The sequence below is a fragment of the Curtobacterium citreum genome, assembly GCF_006715175.1.
Classification (GTDB): Bacteria; Actinomycetota; Actinomycetes; order Actinomycetales; family Microbacteriaceae; genus Curtobacterium; species Curtobacterium citreum.
Genome location: NZ_VFMQ01000001.1, coordinates 3543830 through 3568215 on the forward strand (window position 1 = coordinate 3543830; position 24386 = coordinate 3568215).

At 71.9% G+C, this 24386-nt stretch carries 22 protein-coding genes; 5 read left to right on the forward strand and 17 right to left on the reverse strand.

Features of this window, described 5'->3' with window-relative positions:
• Positions 1 to 26 precede the first annotated feature (26 nt).
• On the forward strand, positions 27 to 776 hold the full coding sequence (locus FB462_RS16765; protein WP_141863128.1) for a glycoside hydrolase family 16 protein: 750 nt from the start codon (positions 27 to 29) through the stop codon (positions 774 to 776).
• Between the two features lie 274 nt (positions 777 to 1050).
• Here FB462_RS16765 and tsaE read toward each other — a convergent pair whose 3' ends face one another.
• From tsaE to glmS, 5 genes are all read right to left on the reverse strand, one after another.
• The gene (gene tsaE / locus FB462_RS16770) at positions 1051 to 1578 is read right to left on the reverse strand and encodes a tRNA (adenosine(37)-N6)-threonylcarbamoyltransferase complex ATPase subunit type 1 TsaE (protein WP_229666854.1); all 528 of its coding nucleotides are present in this window, start codon (positions 1576 to 1578) and stop codon (positions 1051 to 1053) included.
• The gene (alr, locus tag FB462_RS16775; RefSeq protein ID WP_167510158.1) at positions 1575 to 2786 is read right to left on the reverse strand and encodes an alanine racemase; all 1212 of its coding nucleotides are present in this window, start codon (positions 2784 to 2786) and stop codon (positions 1575 to 1577) included. Before alr (FB462_RS16775) ends, tsaE begins: the two co-directional genes overlap by 4 nt.
• Positions 2783 to 3886, reverse strand: coding sequence for an alanine racemase (alr, locus tag FB462_RS16780; RefSeq protein ID WP_114849369.1), 1104 nt, complete (start codon positions 3884 to 3886; stop codon positions 2783 to 2785). Before alr (FB462_RS16780) ends, alr (FB462_RS16775) begins: the two co-directional genes overlap by 4 nt.
• 70 nt (positions 3887 to 3956) lie before the next feature.
• Positions 3957 to 4337: a holo-ACP synthase gene (locus tag FB462_RS16785; RefSeq protein ID WP_114849368.1), complete on the reverse strand. Its 381-nt coding sequence runs from the start codon at positions 4335 to 4337 to the stop codon at positions 3957 to 3959.
• Positions 4338 to 4344: 7 nt separating this feature from the next.
• Entirely contained in the window at positions 4345 to 6192 is a 1848-nt protein-coding gene (gene glmS / locus FB462_RS16790) for a glutamine--fructose-6-phosphate transaminase (isomerizing) (protein ID WP_141863130.1), read from the reverse strand.
• Positions 6193 to 6262: 70 nt separating this feature from the next.
• On the opposite strand from glmS, the gene FB462_RS16795 reads away from it, so the two are divergent.
• Both FB462_RS16795 and coaA read left to right on the forward strand, forming a co-directional pair.
• On the forward strand, positions 6263 to 6748 hold the full coding sequence (locus FB462_RS16795) for a glutathione peroxidase (RefSeq protein WP_141863132.1): 486 nt from the start codon (positions 6263 to 6265) through the stop codon (positions 6746 to 6748).
• Positions 6749 to 6873: 125 nt separating this feature from the next.
• Entirely contained in the window at positions 6874 to 7818 is a 945-nt protein-coding gene (coaA, locus tag FB462_RS16800) for a type I pantothenate kinase (RefSeq protein WP_114849366.1), read from the forward strand.
• A gap of 136 nt (positions 7819 to 7954) precedes the next feature.
• Here the strand turns inward: coaA and glmM are convergent, their stop codons facing one another.
• From glmM to FB462_RS16850, 10 genes are all read right to left on the reverse strand, one after another.
• Positions 7955 to 9325, reverse strand: coding sequence for a phosphoglucosamine mutase (gene glmM / locus FB462_RS16805; RefSeq protein ID WP_114849365.1), 1371 nt, complete (start codon positions 9323 to 9325; stop codon positions 7955 to 7957).
• A 22-nt stretch (positions 9326 to 9347) separates the two neighbouring features.
• Positions 9348 to 9833 carry a 30S ribosomal protein S9 gene (rpsI, locus tag FB462_RS16810; protein WP_058743227.1) on the reverse strand — a complete coding sequence of 162 codons (486 nt, stop codon included), beginning with the start codon at positions 9831 to 9833 and terminating at the stop codon, positions 9348 to 9350.
• Between the two features lie 36 nt (positions 9834 to 9869).
• On the reverse strand, positions 9870 to 10316 hold the full coding sequence (rplM, locus tag FB462_RS16815) for a 50S ribosomal protein L13 (protein ID WP_022904636.1): 447 nt from the start codon (positions 10314 to 10316) through the stop codon (positions 9870 to 9872).
• A 356-nt stretch (positions 10317 to 10672) separates the two neighbouring features.
• Positions 10673 to 13717: an ExeM/NucH family extracellular endonuclease gene (locus FB462_RS16820; RefSeq protein ID WP_141863134.1), complete on the reverse strand. Its 3045-nt coding sequence runs from the start codon at positions 13715 to 13717 to the stop codon at positions 10673 to 10675.
• A gap of 106 nt (positions 13718 to 13823) precedes the next feature.
• Entirely contained in the window at positions 13824 to 14081 is a 258-nt protein-coding gene (locus FB462_RS16825) for a hypothetical protein (protein ID WP_141863136.1), read from the reverse strand.
• Complete coding sequence (locus tag FB462_RS16830) at positions 14078 to 14755, reverse strand: hypothetical protein (RefSeq protein ID WP_167510159.1); 678 nt, start codon at positions 14753 to 14755, stop codon at positions 14078 to 14080. The genes FB462_RS16825 and FB462_RS16830 overlap by 4 nt, the downstream gene beginning before the upstream one ends.
• Positions 14756 to 14784: 29 nt before the next feature.
• Positions 14785 to 15810, reverse strand: a complete 1026-nt coding sequence (locus FB462_RS16835) for an ABC transporter ATP-binding protein (RefSeq protein WP_114849360.1) — start codon at positions 15808 to 15810, stop codon at positions 14785 to 14787.
• On the reverse strand, positions 15726 to 16136 hold the full coding sequence (locus tag FB462_RS16840; RefSeq protein ID WP_141863140.1) for a hypothetical protein: 411 nt from the start codon (positions 16134 to 16136) through the stop codon (positions 15726 to 15728). The genes FB462_RS16835 and FB462_RS16840 overlap by 85 nt, the downstream gene beginning before the upstream one ends.
• Positions 16137 to 16259: 123 nt before the next feature.
• Positions 16260 to 17006: an MBL fold metallo-hydrolase gene (locus FB462_RS16845; protein ID WP_141863142.1), complete on the reverse strand. Its 747-nt coding sequence runs from the start codon at positions 17004 to 17006 to the stop codon at positions 16260 to 16262.
• On the reverse strand, positions 17003 to 17920 hold the full coding sequence (locus FB462_RS16850) for a tRNA pseudouridine synthase A (RefSeq protein ID WP_114849357.1): 918 nt from the start codon (positions 17918 to 17920) through the stop codon (positions 17003 to 17005). Before FB462_RS16850 ends, FB462_RS16845 begins: the two co-directional genes overlap by 4 nt.
• A gap of 166 nt (positions 17921 to 18086) precedes the next feature.
• On the opposite strand from FB462_RS16850, the gene FB462_RS16855 reads away from it, so the two are divergent.
• On the forward strand, positions 18087 to 19088 hold the full coding sequence (locus FB462_RS16855) for an ATP-binding cassette domain-containing protein (RefSeq protein WP_114849545.1): 1002 nt from the start codon (positions 18087 to 18089) through the stop codon (positions 19086 to 19088).
• Positions 19085 to 19918 (forward strand): ABC transporter permease, encoded by an 834-nt coding sequence (locus FB462_RS16860; RefSeq protein WP_058743221.1) that lies wholly within the window; start codon positions 19085 to 19087, stop codon positions 19916 to 19918. Before FB462_RS16855 ends, FB462_RS16860 begins: the two co-directional genes overlap by 4 nt.
• Before the next feature lie 21 nt (positions 19919 to 19939).
• Here FB462_RS16860 and FB462_RS16865 read toward each other — a convergent pair whose 3' ends face one another.
• Both FB462_RS16865 and FB462_RS16870 read right to left on the reverse strand, forming a co-directional pair.
• Positions 19940 to 23227 (reverse strand): AfsR/SARP family transcriptional regulator, encoded by a 3288-nt coding sequence (locus tag FB462_RS16865; protein ID WP_114849356.1) that lies wholly within the window; start codon positions 23225 to 23227, stop codon positions 19940 to 19942.
• 26 nt (positions 23228 to 23253) lie between these two features.
• Positions 23254 to 24366, reverse strand: a complete 1113-nt coding sequence (locus tag FB462_RS16870; RefSeq protein WP_141863144.1) for an FUSC family protein — start codon at positions 24364 to 24366, stop codon at positions 23254 to 23256.
• Positions 24367 to 24386 lie beyond the last annotated feature (20 nt).

Sequence of the window (24386 nt, forward strand, 5' to 3'; positions counted from 1 at the left end):
ACGGTCCGCGCCCGAGGGAGCAGCACATGCAGCGCACCACCAGGGTGTCCGTCGCGACGGTCCTCCTCACCGCGGTCCTCGTCGCCGCGCCGCTCACCACCGGGTCCGCCGCCCAGGCAGGGACACCGGCCAAGCCGACCGGGACGTTCACGCAGACGTTCCGCGAGGACTTCAGCACTCCGGCGACCGCCGACGGTCCGTTCGCGAAGCGGTACACGAACGCCTGGCAGCCCTACCCGGACGGGATGGGCGACGGCAAGTACTGGTCCGGCTCGCAGGTCAGCGCGCACGACGGGGTGCTCGACGTCACGCTGGACGGCAAGCGCGGTGCCGCCGGCACGTTCGGGACGCAGCGCGGCGCCTGGGACTACGTCGGCGGCACCTTCACCGTGCGGGCCCGGGCGACGGGTGGCGACGGCAACGGGGCGGCGTTCATCGTCTGGCCGAAGTCGAACGTGTGGGCGGACGGCGAGATGGACTTCCCCGAGGGGAACTTCGACCAGGTGCCGTACGCGTTCCACCACTCGATGACGCCCGGCAAGGAGGCGTCGGCGGTCGCCGTCTCGACCAAGGCGTCGTGGCGCGACTGGCACACGTACTCGGTGCAGTGGATCCCGGGACGCTCGGTGACGTACTCGATGGACGGCCGGGTCCTGCAGACCGTGACCCGCGACGTGGCGACCACCCCGCACCGCTTCATGTTCCAGACCGGGAACTGGGGGAAGAAGGGGCACCTGTACATCGACTGGGTGACGATCGCCTCCTGGAAGCCCTGAGCCCGGCGGCGCTCCCGGAGGTTGCACCCCGTCGTCGCAGCGACGAGGATGCTGTCCGGTGATGTTCCAGCGGACGCCGGTCCCGGAGCACCACGGGAGGGGGCGGCCGTGGTCGTGGATGCTCGAGGGGACCCGGGGCAGTGGCGTCTGAGGGGGCACACGCCGCCGGCGGAACTGGCTGCGATGGTCGAGGCCCGGCTCGGGTGGCTGCCGGTCGACGACCCGACCGACGCGGACTTCTTCTTCGATCCGCTCGACGGCTCGGTCGGCGAGGTCAGAGCGCGACGTCGGCCCAGCGCGGGCCGGTCGCGGTGACGATGACCCGACGCGGCTCGTCGGTGACGTCGTCCGGGTCGAGCGGCGCCGCCGACGCGGCGCGCTCCGGATCGACGGTGTCGCCGCCGGTCGCCCGGACGATCTCGACGTCGAGCACGTCGTCCGAGATCCCGTCGACGAACCCGCGACCCCACTCGACGACGACGATCGCGCCGTCCCAGTCGAGGTCGAGGTCGTCGAGCTCGACCGGGTCGGAGAGCCGGTAGGCGTCGACGTGCACCAGGTCCGGGCCGGCCGTCGTCGGGTGGGTCCTGGCGAGCACGAACGTCGGACTCGACACCTGCCCCCGGGCACCGAGGGCGGCACCGAGGCCGCGCGTCATCGTGGTCTTCCCGGCGCCGAGCGGCCCAGTCAGGACCAGGAGGTCCCCCGCGCGCAGGACCCCGGCGAGCCGGGCGCCGAGCGCGGACATCTCGTCGGTCGTCGACACCGTCGTGTCGAGCAGCACCCAGGGTGCGGCGGTCACGCGTGCGTCCCGCGCGCCTGGTGGTCACCGCGATGGTGGTCGCGGTGGTGGTGGTCGCCGCGGAGCCACGAGCCGACGCGGCCCTCGACCTCGTGGCCGACGTACTCGCGGGGCACGCGGGCGCCGATGCGGCACGTGACCTCTTCGCCGATGGAGTCGACCGCCGCCCCGAACTCCAGGACCGTCATCTCACCGTGCTCGCCCGTCCCGAAGAGCACGACGAGGTCACCGACCCGGACATCGTCGTCGCCGACGTCGACCAGGAACTGGTCCATCGCGACCCGGCCGGCGATCGGGTACCGGCGGCCGCCGATCGACACCTCGACGCGCCCCTGCGCCCGGCGCGGCACACCGTCCGCGTAGCCGACGGGCACGAGCGCCAGGGTCGTCTCGCTGGTCGTGCGGTACGTGTAGTCGTAGGAGACCCCGGTGTCGACCGGGACCCGCTTGGTCTTCGCGACCGACGCCGTCAGGGTCATCACGGGCTCGAGCCCGAGGTCCGCCGCGGAGACGCCGTCCGCCCCGGGCATCCCGAACAGGTTGGCACCCATCCGGACCATGTCCTTCCGGAACTCCTTGCGTTCCAGGCCGGCGAGCGACGCGGCGACGTGCTCCATCGGGATGTCGAGCCCGAGGTCCTCGGCCTGCTCGACCGCGGCGTCGAACAGCGCGACGGCGGCGCTGTCGTCGTCGTCCGAGGACTCGGCGAGGTGCGTGTAGGCGGCGACGACCTCGATGCGTCCGGCGCGCTGCGCGTCGACCGCCAGCGCGACGAGGTCGGGCCAGGTCTCCGCGGTCGCACCGTCGCGGTGCAGCCCGGTGTCGACCCCGAGGTGCACGCGCGCGGGTCGCTGGTCGACGGCGTCGACGACGCGCTGCAGCTCGGCGGCGTTCGAGACGCCGAGGTCCACCGCGGAGTCGATCGCATCGCGGAAGTCGAGTGCCGGGTCGTGCTGCCACGTGAACAGCCGGACGTCCTCGCCGACGCCGATCGCCCGCAGGCGCAGGGCAGCGGGGACCGTGAGCACACCGATCCACCGGACCCCGGCGTCCACCGCGGCGAGCGCGATCGGCTCGAGCCCGTGGCCGTACGCGTCGGCCTTCATGATCGCCATGACCTCGACCGGGTCCATCCACTCCCGGACCAGGTCGAGGTTCGACCGGTAGGCGTCGAGGTCGATCCGGGCCCGGCGCAGCGGCGCGTTCACGTCGTCCTCCGTTCCACGCTGCGGCCGACCCGTGCGGCCACCTCGTAGTTGATGGTGCCGATCGCGTCCGCCCACTCCTCGATCGCCGGGTCGCCGTCGGCCGGGTCGCCCCAGAGCACGACCTCGTCGCCCACCTGGACGTCCGCGTCGCCGACGTCGATGTGCATCGCGTTCATCGCGACCCGTCCGACGACCGGGAACCGCCGGTCGCCGATCCGCACCGTGACGTGTCCGCCGGACGCCCGGTCGAAGCCGTCGGCGTACCCGAGTCCGATCACCGCCAGGCGGGTGTCGTGCTCGGCACGCCAGGTGTAGCCGTAGCTGACGCCCTCGCCCGCACGCACCGGCACCGTGCGGAGCACCGAGGCCGTCACGCGCATCGCGGGCCGGAGCCCGAGGTCGGCGGACGAGCGGTCGGCGAAGGGGCTCAGCCCGTACAGCGCGAGCCCGACCCGTGCGGCGTCCCGTCGGGTCTCCGGCACCGCGATGCTCGCCGCGCTCGCGGCGAGGTGCACGACCTCCGGCACGACGCCGTTCGCGGCGAGACCGTCGAGCGCCCGCTGGAACGCGGCGTCCTGGTCGAGGTCGTCCGCGCGGGACGCGTTCGACAGGTGCGACATGAGGCCCTCGACCCGGGTCCGGCCACCGCCGCGGGCGATCCGACCGGCCGTCGCGAACAGCTCGGCCCACTCGGACTCCACCGCGCCGTTGCGGCTCAGGCCGGTGTCGACACAGAGGTGCACGACCGGGACCTCGGCGTCGGCGGCCGCGGCGAGCTGGTCGACGCTCGACACCGCGGGCGTGACGTCGTACCGGGCGGCGCGGCGGAAGTCCTCGTCCGGGGCGTGCAGCCACGCGAGGATCCGGACTCCCTCGTCGATGCCGGCCTGCCGGAGCGCGATGCCCTCGTCGAGGTCGGCGACGCCGAGCCACTCCGCGCCGGCGTCCACGAAGGCCCGGGCGGCGTCGACGGCGCCGTGGCCGTAACCGTTCGCCTTGACGACCGCGATGACGCCGGACGGGGCCACCCGTTCGGCGACCGTCGCGTAGTTGGCGATCAGTGCCTCCCGGTCGACCGTGATGCCGGTGAACGCATTCATGCGGCGGCTCCCACAGCGATCAGCGACAGCGCCGCCACCCGGCGGTCGACCGTGATGCCGGTGAACGCACTCACACCCTGTCCCCTGCCCCTTCGATGACCACGAACGCCGTGGCGATCCCACCATCGTGCGACAGCGACAGGTGCACGCTCGACACCCCGCGCCGGTCGGCGACGTCCTGCGCCCCGCTCCGGAGCGTCAGCGACGGGTTCCGCTGGTCGTCGGAGACGACCTCGAGGTCCTGCCAGCTGAGCCCGGCGCTCGACCCGAAGGCCTTGATGAGCGCCTCCTTCGCGGCGAACCGGGCCGCGAGCGACGCACTCGGCCGCGGTTCGCCGTCGCGCAGGAGCTCCGACGGGGTGAACAGGCGCGTGCGCAACGCCGGGGTCCGGTCGAGCACCCGCTCGAACCGGTCCAGGTCGACGACGTCCACCCCGATGCCGATGATCATCGTGCGACTACTCGACGGTGACCGACTTCGCGAGGTTGCGCGGCTGGTCGACGTCGAGGCCCTTGGCCGCGGCGAGCTCCATGCCGAACATGTGCAGCGGCGCGACCGCGAGGAGCGGCTCGAACAGCGGCGTCGCGAGCGGGATCCGCAGGACCTCGTCCGCGAAGGGGAGCACGGCGGCGTCGCCTTCCTCGGCGATCGCGATCACCCGGGCGCCGCGGGCGCGGATCTCCTGGATGTTCGAGACGACCTTCGGGTGCAGGGACCGCTGGTCACGGGGGGACGGCACGATGACGAAGACGATCTGACCGGGCTCGATCAGGGCGATCGGACCGTGCTTGAGCTCGCCGGCGGCGAAGCCCTCGGCGTGGATGTACGCGAGCTCCTTGAGCTTCAGCGCCCCCTCGAGCGCGATCGGGTAGCCGACGTGCCGACCGAGGAACAGCACGCTGCGGGTGTCCGCCATCCACTTCGCCAGCTCGCTGACCCCGGCAGCGTCGTCGATGGTCTGCTGCAGCTTCGGCGCGAGCCCTTCGAGCTCGGCGACCTGCTCCGCGATCTGCTCGGCGGTCAGCGTCCCGCGCAGGGTCGCCAGGTGCAGCCCGAGCAGGTAGAGCGCGACGCCCTGGGCGATGAACGCCTTCGTCGAGGCCACCGCGACCTCGGGCCCGGCGTGCGTGTAGATCACCGCGTCGGACTCGCGCGGGATGGTGGCGCCCTGGGTGTTGCAGATCGACAGGACCTGCGCGCCCTGCTCCCGCGCGTACTTCACGGCCATGAGCGTGTCCATGGTCTCGCCGGACTGGCTGATCGAGACGACGAGGGTGCGCTCGTCGAGGACCGGGTCGCGGTACCGGAACTCGTGGGCGAGCTCGACCTCGACCGGGACGCGGGCCCACTGCTCGATGGCGTACTTGCCGAGGATGCCGGCGTAGGCGGCGGTGCCGCAGGCAATGACGATGACGCGGTCGACGGTGGCCAGGCGGTCCGCGATCGGGTCGAGGTCGGTGAGCGTCACCGCGCCGTCGTGCACGCGGCCGAGGATCGTCTTCGCGACGGCCTCGGGCTCCTCGCTGATCTCCTTCGCCATGAAGGACGACCAGCCGCCCTTGTCGGCGGCCGAGGCGTCCCAGCTGACCTCGAACTCCTCCGGGTTGGCCGGGGTGCCGTCGAAGTGCACGACCTCGACGCCCTCCGGACGGATCGTGGCGATCTCGTCCTGGCCGATCGCGAGGGCACGCTGCGTGTAGGCGACGAACGCTGCGACGTCCGAGCCCATGAAGTTCTCACCGTCGCCGAGCCCGACCACGAGCGGCGAGTTCCGGCGGGCACCGACGACGACGCCGGGCTGGTCGGCGTGCACGACGAGGAGCGTGAACGCGCCCTCGAGCCGCTGCACGACCTGCTGCATGGCGGAGGTCAGGTCACCGGTCTCGCGGTACGCCCGGCCGACCAGGTGCGCAGCGACCTCGGTGTCGGTCTCGCTCGTGAACGTGACGCCCTCGGCCAGGAGCTCGTCCTTCAGCGGGGCGAAGTTCTCGATGATGCCGTTGTGGATGAGCGCGAGCTTGCCGCCGTCCGCCAGGTGCGGGTGCGCGTTGCCGTCGGTCGGGCCGCCGTGCGTCGCCCAGCGGGTGTGCCCGATGCCGGTGCCGCCGTCCGCGATCGGGTGCTCGGCGAGCTCGTCGACGAGGGCCTGGAGCTTGCCGGCCTTCTTCGCGGAGGCCAGGTCGTGCGACCCGTCGACGACCGCGATCCCGGCCGAGTCGTAGCCGCGGTACTCGAGACGACGGAGGCCGCCGAGGAGGACCTCCTGGCTGCTCTTGGTGCCGACGTAGCCCACGATTCCACACATGCGATCGATCCTACGGTCTGCCTGGGGAGCAACCCTGCACGCTCGCAGGACTGGGGATACCGTTTGGACCATGGGACGTTTCGACGACATCGCGATCACGACGCTGCACGGTGAGCAGACCACGTTCGGGCAGTTCGCGGACAAGGCCGTGCTCGTGGTCAACGTCGCGTCCCGCTGCGGGCTCGCGCCGCAGTACGAGCAGCTCGAGGCCCTGCAGCAGCAGTACGGGCCGCGCGGCTTCACGGTGCTCGGCTTCCCGAGCAACCAGTTCCTGCAGGAGCTCGGCTCGTCCGAGGCGATCGACGAGTACTGCTCCACGACCTGGGGTGTCACGTTCCCGATGTCCGAGAAGGTCAAGGTGAACGGCAAGGGCGCGCACCCGCTCTACCAGGCGCTCAAGGAGACGCCCGACGCGTCCGGCAAGGCCGGCCGGGTCAGCTGGAACTTCGAGAAGTTCCTGGTCGCGCCGGACGGCACGGTCACCCGGTTCCGTCCCACGACGAAGCCGGACGCCCCCGAGGTCGTCGCCGCCATCGAGGCGGCCCTGCCCGCCTGACGGGCTCGGTCCGCCCGACCGGCGCGCGTCCGCCGGACGCGCACCGCCACACCGGACGGGAGGCACGGATCACGTGGGCCGGTCGGCTGACGTGATCCGCGCCTCCCGTCGGTACGCTCGTGCCCATGCCGATCCCGGAAGCCACCGTCGCGCACCCGACCCCGTTCGTGGAGATCCCGCGCGACGAGTGGTCGCAGCTCGCGCCGAAGGAGCACCTGTCGCTCACCGAGACCGAGATCGTGCAGCTGCGCGGCCTCGGGGACCGGCTCGACATCCGCGAGGTGCAGGACGTGTACCTGCCGCTGTCCCGGCTGCTGACGCTCTACGCGGCCGGCGCACGGAACCTGCACGCCGAGACCAGCCGGTTCCTGGGCGAACGCGCCGGACGCACGCCCTTCGTGATCGGGGTCGCGGGGTCCGTCGCGGTCGGCAAGTCCACCGTCGCCCGCCTGCTGCGCGAGCTGACGAAGCGCTGGCCGGACACCCCGCGCGTGGAACTCGTGACGACGGACGGGTTCCTGTACCCGAACGCCGAGCTGGAGCGTCGCGGGATCATGGACCGCAAGGGCTTCCCCGAGTCGTACGACCGGCGGGCGCTGCTGCGCTTCGTGAGCCAGGTGAAGAGCGGCGCGGCAGAGGTGCGGGCGCCCTACTACTCGCACCTGGTCTACGACATCGTGCCCGACGCCGAGATCGTGGTGCGGCAGCCGGACGTCCTCATCGTCGAGGGGCTCAACGTGCTCGCACCGCCGGTGCACGGGCGGCTCGCCCTGTCCGACCTGTTCGACTTCACGATCTACGTCGATGCGAAGACCCGGGACATCGAGTCCTGGTACGTCGACCGGTTCCTCGCCCTGCAGGAGCAGGCGTTCTCGAGCCCGGACTCGTTCTTCCACCGGTTCGCCTCGCTGTCCCGCGAGGACGCCGTGCGCACCGCGACCGACGTCTGGCGGGCGATCAACGAGCCGAACCTGCTCGAGAACGTGCTGCCGACCCGCTCCCGGGCGACCCTGGTGCTCCGCAAGGGCGCGAACCACGAGGTGTCGTCGGTGTTGCTCCGCAAGATCTGACGCAGTGCGTCGGCGCGCCGCCGTGGTCCTCCGCACAACCGAGAGCACCCCGCGCCACGCAATCACGTGGTTCGGGGTGCGTTCGGTTGTGCGGAAGCAGCCCGCGCCGCCAGCCGTCGATGCCGGAGCGCGGCGCCTACGCCGCGATCGTCAGCCGGTCGGACACGACGGCCGCGAGTTCCTCGGCGACGCGCTGGGCCTCGTCCTGCGAGGCGGCCTCGACCATCACGCGCACGACGGGCTCGGTGCCCGACGGGCGGAGCAGCACGCGCCCGGCGTCCCCGAGCGCGGCAGAGGCGGCGGTCACCGCGTCCTGCACGCCCTGGTCGTCGAGCCCGTGGCGGTCGACCCCGCGGACGTTGAGCAGCACCTGCGGGAACACGGTCATGCACGACGCGAGCTCCTGCAGGGTCTTGCCCGTGCGCGCCATCTCCGCGACGAGGTGCAGCCCCGTCAGGACACCGTCCCCGGTGGTCGCGTGGTCGCTGAAGATGATGTGCCCGGACTGCTCGCCGCCGAGCGAGAACCCGCCCTCGGTCATCTTCTCGAGCACGTAGCGGTCGCCCACGCCGGTCTCGAGCACCGTGATGCCCGCGTCCGCCATGGCCCGCTTGAGCCCGAGATTCGACATGACGGTGGCCACGAGCGTGTCGGACGCCAGCAGCCCCCGCTCCTGCAGGGACAGCGCGAGGATCGCCATGATCTGGTCGCCGTCGATCGCGTTGCCGGCGGCGTCGACCGCGAGGCACCGGTCGGCGTCGCCGTCGTGCGCGATGCCGACGTCCGCCCCGGCTTCGAGGACCGCGGCGGCGAGGTTGTCGATGTGCGTCGAGCCCACGCCGTCGTTGATGTTCATGCCGTCCGGGTCGGCACCGATGAGCGTCACCCGGGCACCGGCGTTGACGAACACCTCGGGCGAGACGCCGGCGGCGGCACCGTTCGCGCAGTCGAGCACGACGTGGATGCCGTCGAGCCGGTGCGGGAGCGTGCCGAGCAGGTGCACGACGTAACGGTCCTCGGCGTCGGCGAAGCGCGTGATCCGGCCGACGTCGCCGCCGGTCGGGGTCGGTGCGGACTGGTCGTGCATGGCCGCCTCGATGCGGTCCTCGACCTCGTCCGGGAGCTTCCGGCCGCCCGTGGCGAAGAACTTGATCCCGTTGTCCGGCGCCGGGTTGTGCGACGCGGAGATCATCACGCCGAAGTCGGCGTCGATGTCGGCGACCAGAAAGGCCGCCGCGGGGGTGGGGATGACCCCGGCGTCGAGCACGTCGACGCCGGCGGAGGCGAGCCCGGCCGCGACCGCGGCACCGAGGAACTCGCCGGAGACGCGCGGGTCGCGCGCCAGGACCGCGCGCGGGCGCGGTCGACCGGACGCCCGGCGGGCGTCCGCATGGTGTCCGTGCGTGAGCACGGCCGCGCTGGCCTGGGCGAGACCCAGAGCCAGCGCGGCCGTCAGCTCGCCGTTGGCGAGTCCACGAACACCGTCGGTACCGAACAGACGCGGCATTGCGATCGGGTTCGCCAGGCGACTAGCGCTTCGAGAACTGCGACGCCTTGCGGGCCTTCTTGAGACCGGCCTTCTTGCGCTCGATGACGCGGGCGTCACGGGTGAGGAAGCCGGCCTTCTTGAGGGTGGCGCGGTTGTTCTCGCGGTCGATCTCGTTCAGCGCACGCGCGATGGCGAGGCGGAGCGCACCGGCCTGACCCGAGGGGCCACCACCGGTGATGCGGGCGGTGACGTCGTAGGCGCCGAGGAGCTCGAGCACCTTGAACGGGTCGTTGATGAGCTGCTGGTGCAGCTTGTTCGGGAAGTAGTCCTCGAGCGTGCGGCCGTTCACCGTGAAGGTGCCGCCACCGGGGACGAGGCGGACGCGCGCGATGGCCTCCTTGCGGCGCCCGACGGCACCGCCCGAGACGTTGAGGATCTGGCGGGGAGCGGCCTCGGACGCGACGGGCGCGCTCTCGGTCGTGAAGCTCTCCGGGGTCTGGTCGAGGGAGTCAGCGATCTGTGCCATGAGTTGTATCAGTCCTTGAAGTCGTCGTGGCCGGAACTACTGTGCGACCTGGTCGAAGGTGTACGCCTTGGGCTGCTGCGCGGCGTGCGGGTGCTCCGCGCCGGCGTAGACCTTCAGCTTCTTGAGCTGCTCACGGCCGAGGGTGTTCTTCGGCAGCATGCCGCGGATCGCCTTCTCGACGGCGCGGGTCGGGTGCTTCTCGAGCATCTCCGGGTAGGAGGTCGCGGTGAGGCCGCCCGGGTAGCCCGAGTGACGGTAGTAGACCTTCTTCGCGAGCTTGGAGCCGGTGAGGGCGACCTTGTCCGCGTTGATGATGATGACGTAGTCACCCATGTCCATGTGCTGGGCGAAGGTGGCCTTGTGCTTGCCGCGCAGGAGCGCCGCGGCGTGGGTGGCGAGGCGGCCGAGGACGACGTCGGTCGCGTCGATGACGATCCAGTCGTGCTGGACGTCTGCCGGCTTCGGGGAGAACGTACGAGTCACAGGAGTGCTGCTTTCGTGTCGAGGTGAGGAGTCCGTGAATCCCGCTCCGGTGGGTGTTCCTCGTGTGATGCACGCGGAACTGCCCGGTGGAGGGCCCATCTGACTGTCCGGCGCACGGGGCGCACAGACCAAGGAAAGAGCCTACCGGACCGGCCTCCCGCTGGTCAAACGCGACCGGCTCGGTCCGGGTGGCCGTTTCGCGCGTAGGAGGTCGAAACGCGCGTAGGAGGCCCGAACTTCTGACCACCTACGCGCGATTCGGCTTCCCACCGCACGCGCCATGGGTCGGAACGCGCGTTCACGGCGGACGGGAGGCACGGTGTCAGCTGGCACCGTGCCTCCCGTCCGGCCTCTGGTTACGCGACGCGGGCGCGGCGGCGGCGTGCCACCAGCACACCCGCACCCGCAGCGAGGAGCAGCAGCGCCGCGGCGATGCCACCCGTCAGGTCGGCACCCGTGAACGCGAGCGCACCCGTCACCGGGTCGATGGTGATCGTCGTCCAGCCGATCAGCGACCCGTCAGCAGCCGTGACCACGGTGCGGTGGGGCCCAGCCGGCGCATCCGCGGGAATCGTCACCCGCACCGTCCCGTCAGCCGCGACCGTCACCGTGCCCAGCAACGTCGGCGTCGAGAACATCCACACGTTCACCCGCTGCCCCGCGTACTGCGTGCCGACACCGATCGTGATCGTCTCACCCGCACGAGCCGACGACGGCGCCGTGACCGTTCCGCGGTTCGCATCCGTCAGGGACGACTCCGACGGAGCGACCGGCGTCGAATCAGCACCCGGGGTCGGCGCGGGCGTCTGACCGGCACCCGGAGCCGTACCAGGGTCGGTCGGATCGGTGCCCGGGTCCGTGGGGTCCGTGCCCGGGTCCGTCGGGGTGCTGTCGCCGGTCAGGTCGAAGCCGACCAGGATCGGGTCGTGGTCGCTCGCCCGGTAGACGTCGTCGGTGTACAGGTTCGTCGCGTTGTAGTTGTAGCGGCTGTACTCCAGGGCCACTGACTCGACCGAGTTGATGTTCCAGATGTCCACACCCGTCACCGTCGCGAGTGCCGCCGGCGAGGCGAGCACGTGGTCGAGCGACCCGCTCAGGCCGCTGAACACGTACGACCACTCCGACGAGTCGAGCGCCGGCCCGAGGTCGGTGTAGCCAGCCTCGTCGAGGACGACCATCGGGTCCTCCTGGCTGTAGGCGTTGAAGTCGCCCAGCATGAACACCTTGTCGGTGCCGTACTGCGTCTGCATCTTTGCGGAGAACGCGGCGAGCGCCGTCGCCTGCTTCACGCGGTCCGCGTTCGACGCCCCCTGGCCGTCGCCCTGGTCAGCGTTCTCGCCGGTGCCGGACCCCTTCGACTTGAAGTGGTTCGCGATCACGAGGAATTCGTCGTCCGCCGTGCCCCCGACCGGACGGAACGCGTCCGCGACGGGCTGACGGGCGTTCGTGAACGCCGGGTCGATGAGGATCGTCGACTCACCCGTGGGTGCGACGCGGTCCTTCTTGTAGATGAGTGCCAGGCGGATGACGTCCTCGCTCGCGGGGAGCGTCTTCGGCGACTTCACGTACGCCCAGGTGTCGGCACCGGTCGCGGCGTTGAGCGCCCCGACGAGGGTGGCCACGGCGGCGTCACGGTCCTGGCCGAACTCGGCGGAGTTCTCGATCTCCTCGAGCGAGACGACGTCGGCCCCGAGACCGTTGATCGCCTTGACGATCTTGACCTGCTGGCGCTCGAAGTCCTCTTGCTCGGCGGCGCCACGGGCGTTGCAGCCGGAGTTCACCGTGACGGGGTCGCCGTCGCGGTCCGTGTAGTACGAGCAGCCGGTGAGCTGGTCGCCCGTCGTCGGGAAGTAGTTGAGGACGTTGAAACCGGCGAGCTTGAGGTCGCCGCCGACGTCCTGGGGCTTCGTCGTGCGGACGTTCGAGAACGTCGCGGGCAGGTCGGTCTTCGCCGTAGCCCCGGTGATCGGCGACGTCGGCTGGAACTTCCACGAGTCGTTGCGGTAGTCGAGGACGACGGGCTTCGTGAAGGTCGCCGCTGCTCCGACGGTGACGGGCCCCTGCGTCAGCCAGGACACCGGGATCGACTTGTTCGCCTGGGTCAGGAAGTTCGTGCTGCCACCGTCGTCGAGGGTGACCTTGCGGGCGGCGTTGTCGGCCTCCACCGCCTTGGCCGCTGCGCTGCCCGGTCGGGCGACCTCGGTGGGCTGGATCAGCCGCTTCGTACCAGACGCCAGGACGACCTCGCCGTACTGGTTCGTCGTGTAGTTGTCGGCGACGGTGTAGTCGCCCTGCGGCGCGACAAGCATGCTCTCGAGCGACTCGCGCTGCGCGTCCGAGGACGGGAACGCGACGGTGGCGGCCTGCGGTGCCGGCACGGTCTCGGTGAGCTTCGTCATGCCGCCGGCGGCGACGTTCAGCTCGGTGAGGCCGTAGTACTCGCTCACCGAACCGGTGAGTTGGACGTAGTCGCCCGCTGCGACCTGGGACGCGGTGGCCGAGGAGAACACGAAGACGCCGTCGGACGCGGTGTGCGTGCCGAAGTCGATCGCACCGCCGGTGTCGGGGGTCTGCACGGTGTAGCCGTTGAACCCACCGGTGGCGTACACGGCGGTGACGACGCCCTTCGTGACGACGGACTTGCCGACGTACGGCGAGGTGTCCGTCGTGCCCTGCAGCTGCGCGATGGTGACGGCCTCGGCAGGAGCACCGGGGTCCGTCGGGTCGGTCGGGTCGGTCGGGTCCGTCGGCGCCGTCTCATCGGCGGCGTTCGTCGGCGTGAGTGTCGTCGTGACGGAGAAGTCCGCCGCGTTGTCGTCGCTGTCGACCGTGCCCTGGCGAACCAATCCGTTCGGGACGGTGTTTCCGCCGTCGACCGTGCGCACGTGCCCCTCGAAGGTGTTCGACGCACCGTAGCCGAGGAGGTCCACGACCCCCGCGGTGCCCGCCGCGATCGCGCCGGTCGGCAGGGTGAGCGCCTTGGACTGGTCGGACAGGACCAGCGTGCCCGTGGTGCCCGAGGCGTTCAGGGTCGCGGTGTCGTCCGCGGCAGGCAGGTCAGCACCCGTCGCGCCGTTGCCCGCCATCGTGACGAGGAACGTCCCGTTCGCGGGGACGGTGCCCTCGAGGCCGCTCGTGCTGAACGCCGCCGAGCCGGTCGCCGAGCGGTACTGCAGCGACCAGCCGTCGACCGAGACCGGAGCGTCGGTCGGGTTCGCGATCTCGACGAACTTCTTGTTGAAGAGGGCGTTCGCGCTGCCGCCCTTCAGGTAGGCCTCGGCGATGACGAGACCCGTGCCGGCGGTGTTCGCACTGGCGACGGAGACGGAGGCGAGTGGCGCTGCGAGGAGTGTCGCGGCCACCGTGGCGCACAGCAGAGTGCGGCCGACGATCTTGGGCATGCTGACCTTCGGGTCGGAGACGTGGATGGTCAGACCGTACAGACCTGCAGAGTCCCTCAGGTTGCGCCCAGGTAAATGATTGCGCTCGACAACATCGTCGTCGGCCTCACTTCCCGGTGAGGAGGCGCAGCACCATCACGCCCGTGGTCAGCACGTACCAGCCCGCGAGGTTACCGCGCTTCTTCGCGAGTACCAGCGACGGTGTGGCTGCCGCGCCGGCCACGGCGAGTGCGATCCAGCGGATCACCGGATCCTGCCCGGCCACCCCGACTGTGAAGAGGGCCACCGTGGCGACGACGACGAGGAGGACCGTGATCGATCGACGAGCTCGACCGACTTTCTCCGCTGACGGTGCGCCCGTCACGTCGCTACCCGCCGCGCCCTGATCCATCCTGCCGTGATCGGCAGTACGACCCAGATCAGGCCCGAACTGACCGTTGGGAGCACAGATGCCTCTCCCGTCAGCCCGCTCTGCAGCGTCCCGAACCGTACGTACGCCGTCCACGTGCCGAGGAAGCCGAGAACGATGTCGACCACGAGCATCACGACGAGGACACTGACCAGGCCAAGGGCCAGCGACCGCAGCGACGCTCCCAGTCCGAAACCGAACGCCGCCGACGAATAGGACAGCGCAGCGACCTGCACGACCGGCTGGCCGACGTCCCACGAAGCCACGTGGCCCCCGATGAGGATCGCGACACCGGTGCCGACGAAGCCGCACATGACGGTGAACAGGACGACCGCGGAGATGATCACCGCGCAGGCAGCCGAACGGGCAGCGAAGATCGAGTCACGCGTCAGGCCAGCGAGGATACCGTCCCGTTCCCCGCCGCGAGCCGCATCGCCCACGCCGACGACGACCCCCACGATCGAGGCCGCCAACGCCGCAGGAAGACCTGCGGTGACGATGACCTCACCGACGTCGAAGTTCGCGGACCTCGAGACAAGTGAGACGCTGAACGCGCAGCAGGCGACGACGAGCGCCACCAGTACGCCGAAGCCCGCCGCTGCACCGGCCGTGTCGAGTCGCTTCCGCACCTCGAGGGTCGTGATCGTCACGAACGAGGTCATCGTGCTCCCTCTGATTCGAACTCTGCCGAAGCGACTTCGCCGTAGAGACTCTCGAGCACCCTGCCCGATACCCCGACTCTGGTCACGTCCAAGCCGATCGACACTGCTACTCGGACGGTGTCCGGGGCGGTCCCCTCTACGTGCACCACACGACCGCGCATCGTCGCCGGAACGCCGCGATCCGACATAGCCGCAAGGAGTCGGGCCGGCTCATCGACCTCGATGTCACATCCCCGGGCCGCCGTGTCGGCGATCGATTCGACACAGACGATCTCGCCTCGGCTCACGATGATCGCGTCGTCGATCATCGTCTCGAGCTCGCCGAGCAGGTGGCTGGACACGACCACGGTCGCCCCTGCCTGTCGGAGATCCGAGACGACGCCACGCATCCACGCGATGCCGTCGGGGTCGAGACCGTTCATCGGCTCGTCCAGCAGCACGAGCATCGGCGATCCGAGCAACGCGACGCCGATCGAGAGTCGCATCCGCATCCCGAGCGAGAGCGCTGCGACCCGGCGTCTCAGGACGGCCCCGAGTCCGACCCGCACGGCCATCGACTCGGCCTCGTCCGGAGTACGTCCCACGAGTCGAGATCGGAGCAGAAGTGTCTCCCGGACCGTTCGCCCTCGGTGCATGTCGACATCTCCGAACACTGCGCCGATCGGCTCGCCACGCTGCCACGGAACATCACGGACGGTCCCCCGGTCTGGCCGCACGAGCCCCGCGAGGACCGCGAGGAGTGAGGACTTTCCAGCACCGTTGGGTCCGATCAACCCGTACACGCGCCCAGCCTCCAGTTGGATCGAGGCATCGTGGATACGAGGTCGAGCCCGGCCTCGGCCGCGCAGCCAGACGCTCTGGAGTTCGAGCACCATTGGTTCCTCTCGACGTCGCCGGGCGGACCGGCGGTGGACCGGTCCACCCGGCGATGTACAGATCATCCGAAGAAGTAGTTCCACAGCGCCGAGAACATCTCCTGGATGCTCATCTGGGCGATCGCGTTGATCCCGGCTCGGATCCATCCGGCAAGGCCGTTCCACCAGTTCTTGAAGGCGTTCAAGCCGTTCTTCAGCGCCGTCTTGAGCGCCGGGATGACGGATGAGGCGTTGTTCTTCAGCCAGTCGACGATCGGTTTGATCGGGATGCCATCGGTCGATGAGCCGCCGGACGAAGCGATGACGCCCCCGTGTCGCGGCACGGGAAGCGACGCGGCCGGTGCGGAGGACGCTACCGCGCTTACCGAGGAGGCATGGACGGGCTGCGCAGAGGCTGCGGTCGCGCCAACGGTGCTGAGCATCGCCCCGGTGACGATCGCTCCGACGATCCCCACAGTGCGGATCTTGTTCATGGTGATTCCCCAATCATTGTGCGGCGTCGTCGCCGCATGAACCACCCTATCGGTACTTCAGTATGAAATACCAGACACCAGAAGGCCTTTCACCTACCGGAACATGTCGGCCCGATGTCTCGATCACGACCCGACCGGCACCCACTCCCGCCCGACCCGGTGCACCGCCGGCCCGTGCCCCGGCAACACGATCTCGGGGATCGGCAGCGCCCGAGCGGACTCGAGCGCCACGCCGAGGTCCGCCGTGAAGAACGGCGTGATCATCCGCGGCCGCGGGGTCCACGACGCCGGCTGCGTGTCGTGCCGCGAGACGACGGCGTCCCCCGTGACGATCGCGTCCGCGGCCGGCAGGAGGTACGCGGTGGACCCGTCGGTGTGCCCGGTCGCGGGGAACGGCGTGATCGCCCGCCCCTCGAAGTCCGCTCCCGTGAAGGCCCGGACGCTCGGCACCGTGGTCGGCCGGAGCGCGTCGGACCGGATCGCGCGGGCGAGCCACCGGAGCACCCGCGGCGACGCCAGCCGGCCGCCGATCTCCGCCGTCGTGACCTGCTGCCGCGAGGGTCCACGCACGTTCGACACCTCGTCCGCGTGCGCCAGGACCTCGACGTGCGGGTGCCGCTCGAGGATGCCCGGGATCCCACCGACGTGGTCGACGTGCCCGTGGGTGACGTACACACGCCGCAGGTCGGCGAGGTCGTGCCCGGCCCAGCGCACGGTCTCGAGCACGAGGTCGCTGTCCGCCGGGTAGCCCGCGTCGATGAGGGCGACGCCGTCCTCCTCCGCGAGCACGACCCAGTTCGAGACCGGCCCCTCGACGAAGACGACCCCGGGGGCGACGGAGACGACGGACCGGGGTTCGCGGGAGCTCATGCCCCGACGGTACCGGCGTCCGGCTCGTCGTCCGTCCGCCGCGCACGCGTCTGCGACGCGCGGGCCGCGAGTTCGTCGTCGGCCGGGTACCCGACCTCGGTCAGGGTGAGTCCGACGGCGGGCGCGACCGCGAAGGCGCTGGTCCGCTGCTCGGCGACCCGGAGTTCCTCGAGCCGGTCCGGGCCGAAGCGGCCCTCCCCCACGGCGATGGTCGCGCCGACCATCGCGCGCACCATGGAGTGACAGAAGGCGTCGGCCTGGAGGCGCGCCACCAGCACGCCGTCCGGCTCGCGGTCCCAGCGGAACTCCTGCAGCGTCCGGATCGTGGTCGCGCCCTCGCGCGGCTTGCAGAAGGTCGCGAAGTCGTGCAGCCCGAGCAGCGTCAGCGCACCGCGCTCCATCGCCACCGGGTCCAGCCGCGTCGGGTGCCAGAGCGTGTGCCCCCGACGACGCGGATCGCGACCGGCCGCGGCGTCCGCGACCCGGTACTCGTAGCGCCGCCAGAGCGGGGAGAACCGGGCGTCGAACCCGTCCGGCGCGACCGACGCCCGCGTCACCACGACGTCCCCGGTGCGCCCGGCGAGCCCGTTCAGCCGCTTGACGAGCCCGTCGAGCGACGTCCGCGGCGGCCCGTCCGGTGCCGACCGGCGGGGTCGGGTCAGCGCGCCCCACTGCTCCGCCGACAGGTCCAGGTGCGCGACCTGTCCGGTCGCGTGCACCCCCGCGTCGGTGCGTCCCGCGACGGTCAGGAGCGGCGGCTCGCCCCACCGGGTGAACACCGTCGCGAGCGCGTCCTCGAGTGCCCCCTGCACGGTCCGCAGGCCCGGCTGCCGAGCCCACCCCGAGAACGCGGCCCCGTCGTACGCGACGTCCAGACGCACACGCACCGCTCCCGAACCGACCGTCTCGTCCACGCGAGCGAGCGTACCGGGGGCGGGGCGCGCCTCCCGTCCGGCGGTCGCCGTGCCGCGCGACCGTACGCCGGTGTCAGCGCGTGTCAACCCGTGTCAGTGCCGCGTCAGTGGCGCGTGAGTGCCCGTCGGCACGATCGACACCGACATCGACGAAAGGACCATCCCGATGACCACCACCCCCCTCGCGGTCGAGGCAACCGGCCTCGTCAAGACCTTCGGGTCGAACCGCGCCGTGGACGGCGTCGACCTCCGTGTGGAGGCCGGGACCGTCTACGGCGTGCTCGGGCCGAACGGCGCCGGCAAGACGACCACCATCTCGATGCTCGCGACCCTGCTCAAGCCGGACGGCGGCGAGGCCCGCGTCTTCGGCCACGACGTCCGCCGCGAGCCGCAGACCGTCCGCTCCCTGATCGGCGTGACGGGGCAGTACGCGAGCGTCGACGAGACCCTCAGCGCCACCGAGAACCTCGTCATCTTCGCGCGGCTGCTCGGCCTGTCCCGCGGCGACGCGAAGCGCAGGGCGACCGAGCTGCTCGAGCGGTTCGGCCTGACCGAGGCGGCCTCCCGTCCCCTCAAGGCGTTCTCCGGCGGCATGCGTCGTCGCCTCGACCTGGCGGCGAGCCTGATCGCGCAGCCGCCGCTGATCTTCCTCGACGAGCCGACCACGGGGCTCGACCCGCGGACCCGCGCGCAGATGTGGGACACGATCCGGGAGCTCGTCGCGACCGGGTCGACCGTGCTGCTCACGACGCAGTACCTCGACGAGGCCGACCAGCTCGCCGACCGCATCGCCGTGATCGACCACGGCCGCGTCGTCGCCGAGGGCACCGCCGACGACCTGAAGTCCTCGGTCGGCACGGCCTCGCTGCAGCTGCGCCTGGCGGACGCCGACCCGGAGTCCCTCGCGACGGCGGCCACGCTCGTCGAGCGGGTGCTCGGCACGCCGGCCGTGGTCAGCCCGGAGGGCGCGCGCCTGACCGCACCGATGACGGCGCCCGACCGCGTCACCGACCTGCTCGTGTCGTTCCGCGACGCGGGTGTCTCCCTCGCCGAGATGAGCGTGCAGAAGCCGACGCTCGACGAGGTGTTCCTCACCATCACCGGTTCGCCGTCGTCCCCGGACGACCAGGCCGAGACCGAGCGCGCGCTCGAAGGGAGCCTCGCATGACCACCGTCCTCGAACCCACCACCACCGCCGCACCCCGGGTCACCCCGCGTCCGGGTGTCGGTGGCTCCGGCCTCGCCGCCACGGTCCGTCAGTCGTTCACGATGGCGTACCGCGGCCTCGTCAAGATCCGTCGGACGCCCGAGCAGCTGTTCGACGTGACGCTCATGCCGATCGTCTTCACCGTGATGTTCACGTACATCTTCGGCGGGGCGATCTCCGGCGACGTCGGCAGCTACCTGCCCGTGATCATCCCCGGCATCCTCGTGCAGACGGCGATCACGTCGTCGGTCGTCACCGGTGTCCAGCTCCGCGAGGACATGGACAAGGGCGTCTTCGACCGCTTCCGCTCCCTGCCGATCGCCCGCATCGCCCCGTTGGCCGGTGCCCTCCTCGCCGACACCGTCCGGTACGCGATCGCCACGACGATCACCTTCGTGGTCGGCATCGTGATGGGCCTGCGCCCGGCCGGCGGCCTCGGTGCGGTGCTGCTCGCCGCCCTGCTGGTGATCGTGGTCGCGTGGGCGATCAGCTGGGTCTTCGCGTACTTCGGCGTCATCGCCCGCACCGCGTCGAGCGTGTCCGGCATCGCGAACCTCGTGCTCTTCCCGCTGACGTTCCTGTCGAACGCGTTCGTCCCGACGAACACGCTCCCCGCGTGGCTCCGGTGGTTCACCGAGGTCAACCCGGTCTCGCACCTCATCACGGCGGTCCGCGACCTGGTGAACCACGGCACCGTCAGCGGCGACCTGTGGCTGAGCCTGCTCGGCGCCGCGGTCATCGTCGCGGTGTTCGCGCCGCTGACGGTCCGCGCGTACATGCGGAAGGCCTGAGGCCCCGCTGCGCGGTGCGCCTCACCCCTCGACGCGGAGCTCTTCGAGGAGCGCCCGCGTCCGCACGACGACCTCGTCCGGGCCCCAGCCGGACGAGGTCGTCTCGGCGTCCGCCAGTGCCTGCTCGCCCACACCGGCGACCAGGAGCGGCCGGACCCGTGCGTGCGCGAGGACGGCGTAGTCCTGCCGGGTGCCGACCCGCGTGGCGACCGCCCAGCAGCGGGCCGCGTCCGCCGTGCGGCCGTCCCGCAGCAGCGCGATCGCCAGGCCGAGCATGGCGGTCCCGACGACCGGCATGTCGAGCCACGCGGACCGCAGGCGCAGCTGGACGAGGGCCCCGGTCCGCAGACGGCGTGCGACGTCGCGTTCGCCGGCCGGGAGGCGCGTGGCGGCACCGTCGGACCGGTTCGCGTCCGCGGCGCGGTCGGGTCCACCACTTCCGCGGTCGCGTTCGGGTTCCTGCTCGCGTTCGTGCTCGCGGTCACGTGCTCGTTCGTGTTCGTCGACGGCGGCGATGCGGGCCGCGCCGGCCATCAGTCGCCAGTGCACCGCGCGGGTGCGGGGGTCCCGCAGCAGGTCCCACGCCGCGGTGTACGCCGCGGCCGCCCGGTCCGGGTCGCCCGCCCACCGCGCGCACTCGGCGTCGATCGCGAGCGCGAGCACCCCCACCTGCGCCGCACCGTCCTGCGGCCCACCCCGGAGCGTCACCGGACGCAGGCGCAGGTCCTCGGCGATCGTGCGGGCCCGGTGCAGGTCGCCGGTGGCGGCCGAGGCGAGCCCGACCGTCCAGCTGATCTCGTACAGGTCGTCGTCGGCGCCGAACCGCTCGAGCTGCTCGCGGGCCGCCTCGGCGGTGGCGAGGGCCTCGGCGTACCGGCCGCCCTGGGCGTGCAGCTGCGTGAGCGTCACCGCCGCCGAGCCGCTCGTCCACGCGTCCCCGGTCACGGCCGACAGCTCGGCGGCGCGTCGGGCGTACCGGAAGGCCGCCTCCGGTTCCCCGGCGTTCTCGGCGAGCGGTGCACTGAGCATGTGCGCGAGGCAGGCCACCCCGGGGTCGCGGTCCTCCCGCAGGCGCACGAGGAGGGCCGTCCCCTCGGCCGGTCGGCCGAGTGACAGGAGCAGGTCGGTCTCGGCGTCGAGCACCGGGAGCCCCGTCGTGCCGGTCCGTCGCAGCCGTCGGAGCGTCGAGATCGCTCGCGCGCTCGTCCGCAGGTCCCCGAACGCCGCCGAGGCGCCGCAGAGCACGAGCGAGACGACCGTCGCCGCGCGGGCGTCCGACGCGACGGGTCGGTCGCGGAGCAGGGCCACGACGTCCGGGGCGGCGGCGACGACCTCGCCGTGGGTACCGCGGAACGTCCAGTACCCGGCGAGCGCCGCGAACACGTGCGCGACCGTCGGGACGTCGTCGTCCCGGAGCGCCCACCGGAGCAGCGTCACGAGGTTCTCGGCCTCCCGCCGGACCTCCCGGAACGCGACGAGCTGCGCGGGACCGGAGGTGGCGAACAGGTTCCGCGCCGCCGAGAACCCGCGACCCCAGGACGTCATCGCGGCGCGGACCTCGTCGATCGCGCCACGGTCGGTCAGCCGTGCGGCCCCGAACTCGCGGACGGTCTCGAGCAGCCGGTAGCGCACCGGCTCCCCCTCGGTCTCGACGAGCTGCACGAGGGACTGCTCGACGAGCTCGGCGAGGTCGTCGAACGCCACGAGGTCGTCCCCGCCCGGCGCCACGGCCTGGACGGCGTCGACGGGGACCCCGTCCGGGAAGAGCGCGAGCCGGGTCAGGAGCTCCTGCGCCCCGGGGTCGAGGAGCCGCCAGCTCCACTCGATCACCGCGAGCAGCGTGCGGTGCCGTTCGGGGGCGCTGCGGTCACCGCCGCGCAGCAGGGCGAACCGGTCGTCGAGCCGTCGTTCGACCTCCTCGACGCTCATGCCGCGGACGCGCGCGGCGGCGAGCTCGATCGCGAGCGGGGACCCGTCCAGCCGCGTGCAGATGCGCCGGACCGCGTCGACCGGCAGCACCGCTCCGGGGCGGGCCGCGCGGGCACGGTCCGTGAAGAGCCGGACGGCAGCCCCGTCCTCGGCGACGGGGAGCGGGGCGAGGGGGGCCACGACCTCGCCGGCGACGGCGAGCGGTGCGCGCGAGGTCGCGAGCACCCGGAGCGACGGCGCCGCCGCGAGCAGCTCGGCGGTCTGCCGTGCGACCCCGGCGACGAGGTGCTCGCAGTTGTCGAGCACGAGCACGGTCGGCCCGTCGTCGAGCACCCCGACGACGCGGCTGCGCAGGTCCGTGGCGACGGCGTCCCGGATCGACCGCGCCGAGCGCACCTCGGCGATCCCGAGCAGCGCGGCGAGCGCCGGCAGCAGGTCGTCGGCGTCGGTCAGCGGGGCGAGCTCGCACACCACGACCGCCGTCGTCGCGGGGAGTCCCGCCGCGACGGCCTGCGCGAGCCGGGTCTTGCCGAGACCACCGGCACCGAGCACCGTGACGAGCCGGTGGTGCGCCAGCAGGTCCGTGACGGCGGCGAGGTCGGCCTCGCGCCCGACCAGGGCGTTCGGCGCGGCCCGGAGGCCGATCCGTCGCGCGGCACCTGCGGTCGGGACTGAGCGGCGGAGCAGGTCGGCGTTCAGTCGCACGAGCTCGGCGGAGGGATCGGCCCCGAGCTCCTCGACCAGCCGGTCCCGGTGCGCCGCGAACACCGCGAGCGCCTCGGTCACCCGGCCGTCCGCGGCGAGGGCGTGCATGCACCCGGCCACCGCCACCTCGTCGAAGGGGTCCGCGGTGGTCTCGGCGAGCCAGACCGCGGCGGCCTCGGCGGTGTCACCGGCGTCGAGCAGGAGCCCCGCGAGCCGTCGTCGGAGCGCACGACGCGCCGCGGCCGCACGCTCGGCGAGCTCCTCGCCCGCAGTTCCCTCGACGTCCGATCCCGGGTCGCCGCGCCAGGCATCGAGCGCCGCACGGACGGCGGCCGCGTCGTCGCTCGCGGCCGCACGCTCGGCGCGGAGGAGGTCGACGTCGCCGTCGTCGCCGCCACCGAGCGCGTACCCGGTGCTCGTCGAGACGACCAGGCCGTCCGCCACGCTCCGGCGGAGCCGGGACACGAGCGTCTGCAGGGCCGCACGGGCGCCCCGGGGACGCTCCTCCGGCCACAGCTCGTCGATGAGCGCCTCGGTCGTCAGGGTCTGCCCCCGGGCGAGCACCAGCGCGACGAGGAACACCCGCGCGAGCGCACCCGGCACGGCCGTCGGCACCCCGGACCGATCGGCGACCGACACGGGCCCGAGCACGCTGATCCGGCAGTCGTTCGGCACGGTCGGAGTCTACGGAGCCGGTGCCGTCACCGCTTCCGGCCGAACGGTCCCGTCTTCGTGTCGACGTCCTCGGTCGCGCGCTTCTCCGACTCGAGCACCCCGCGCAGGGCGATGATCGCACTCGAGGTGACGGTCACGTGCGAGGGGTTCGAGCGGCTGGCGTCGAGCGCCTCCTCGAGCCGCGCGATCGCACGGTCACCCTCGTCCTCCGGGCACTCGCCGCGCACCACGCAGGCGACCTGGCGGAGCGCCGCCGCGAACGGTCCGGCGAACGCCGGGTCCGGGCGCCCGAGGCTGTCCGCGACCGGACCGGAACTGGCCACGAGTTCGGTGAGGTCCGTCGTGTACCAAGCGGCTCGTTCCAGGGCACGGAACCGAGCGCCGTCGGTGGCGAGCCGGGCCCGCGAGCCGCGGAGGGCCGAGCGCGGGTTCATCCGGCGACTCTCCTGCGCGACCGACACCCGGTCCCGCACGTCCGCGATCGCCCGGTCGAGCTTCGCCTGCTGCCGGTCCCACGCGTGCACGTCGGGTTCGCCCTCGTCGAGGACGTCGGCGAGGTCGTCCAGGTGCTCCGCCAGGACCCCGTTCACCTGGTCGATGCGCCGTTCCGCGTCCCAGAAGTGCAGCGGCGGCACGATCACGAAGTTCACCGCGAGGCCGATGGCGATCCCGATGCCCATCTGCACGACGTACGCGAACGAGTAGTTCTCGGCGTTGCCCCCGCCGACGAGCAGCACGAAGAGCGCCGCCATCGGCACCCACGAGTACCCCTCGCCGAGGATCCGGAACCCGCTCACGAGCACCCCGAGCCCGACCACGAGCGCGACGGCGATCACCCCCGGGTCGCCGACGAGCATCGTGAACCCGGCGATGAGGATCCCGAGCGTGATCCCCACGAGCGTCTGCACCCCCGCACGGATGCCGGCGAACACGGTCGTCCGCATCGCGACGATGGCCCCGAGCGGCGCGTAGTACGGGTACTCGGCGGCCACCCCGGGGGCGTACTTCGCCAGCGTCCACGCGATCACGGCCGCGAGCGCGGCCTTCGCCGCGAGCAGCAGCCGCGGCTGCGTCCCCGAGTCGCGGCTCCACTGCCACACGCGGCGCCCCACGCCGGTGATCCGCTCTGCTCGTGCCATGACGCGGCCACGGTACGTGC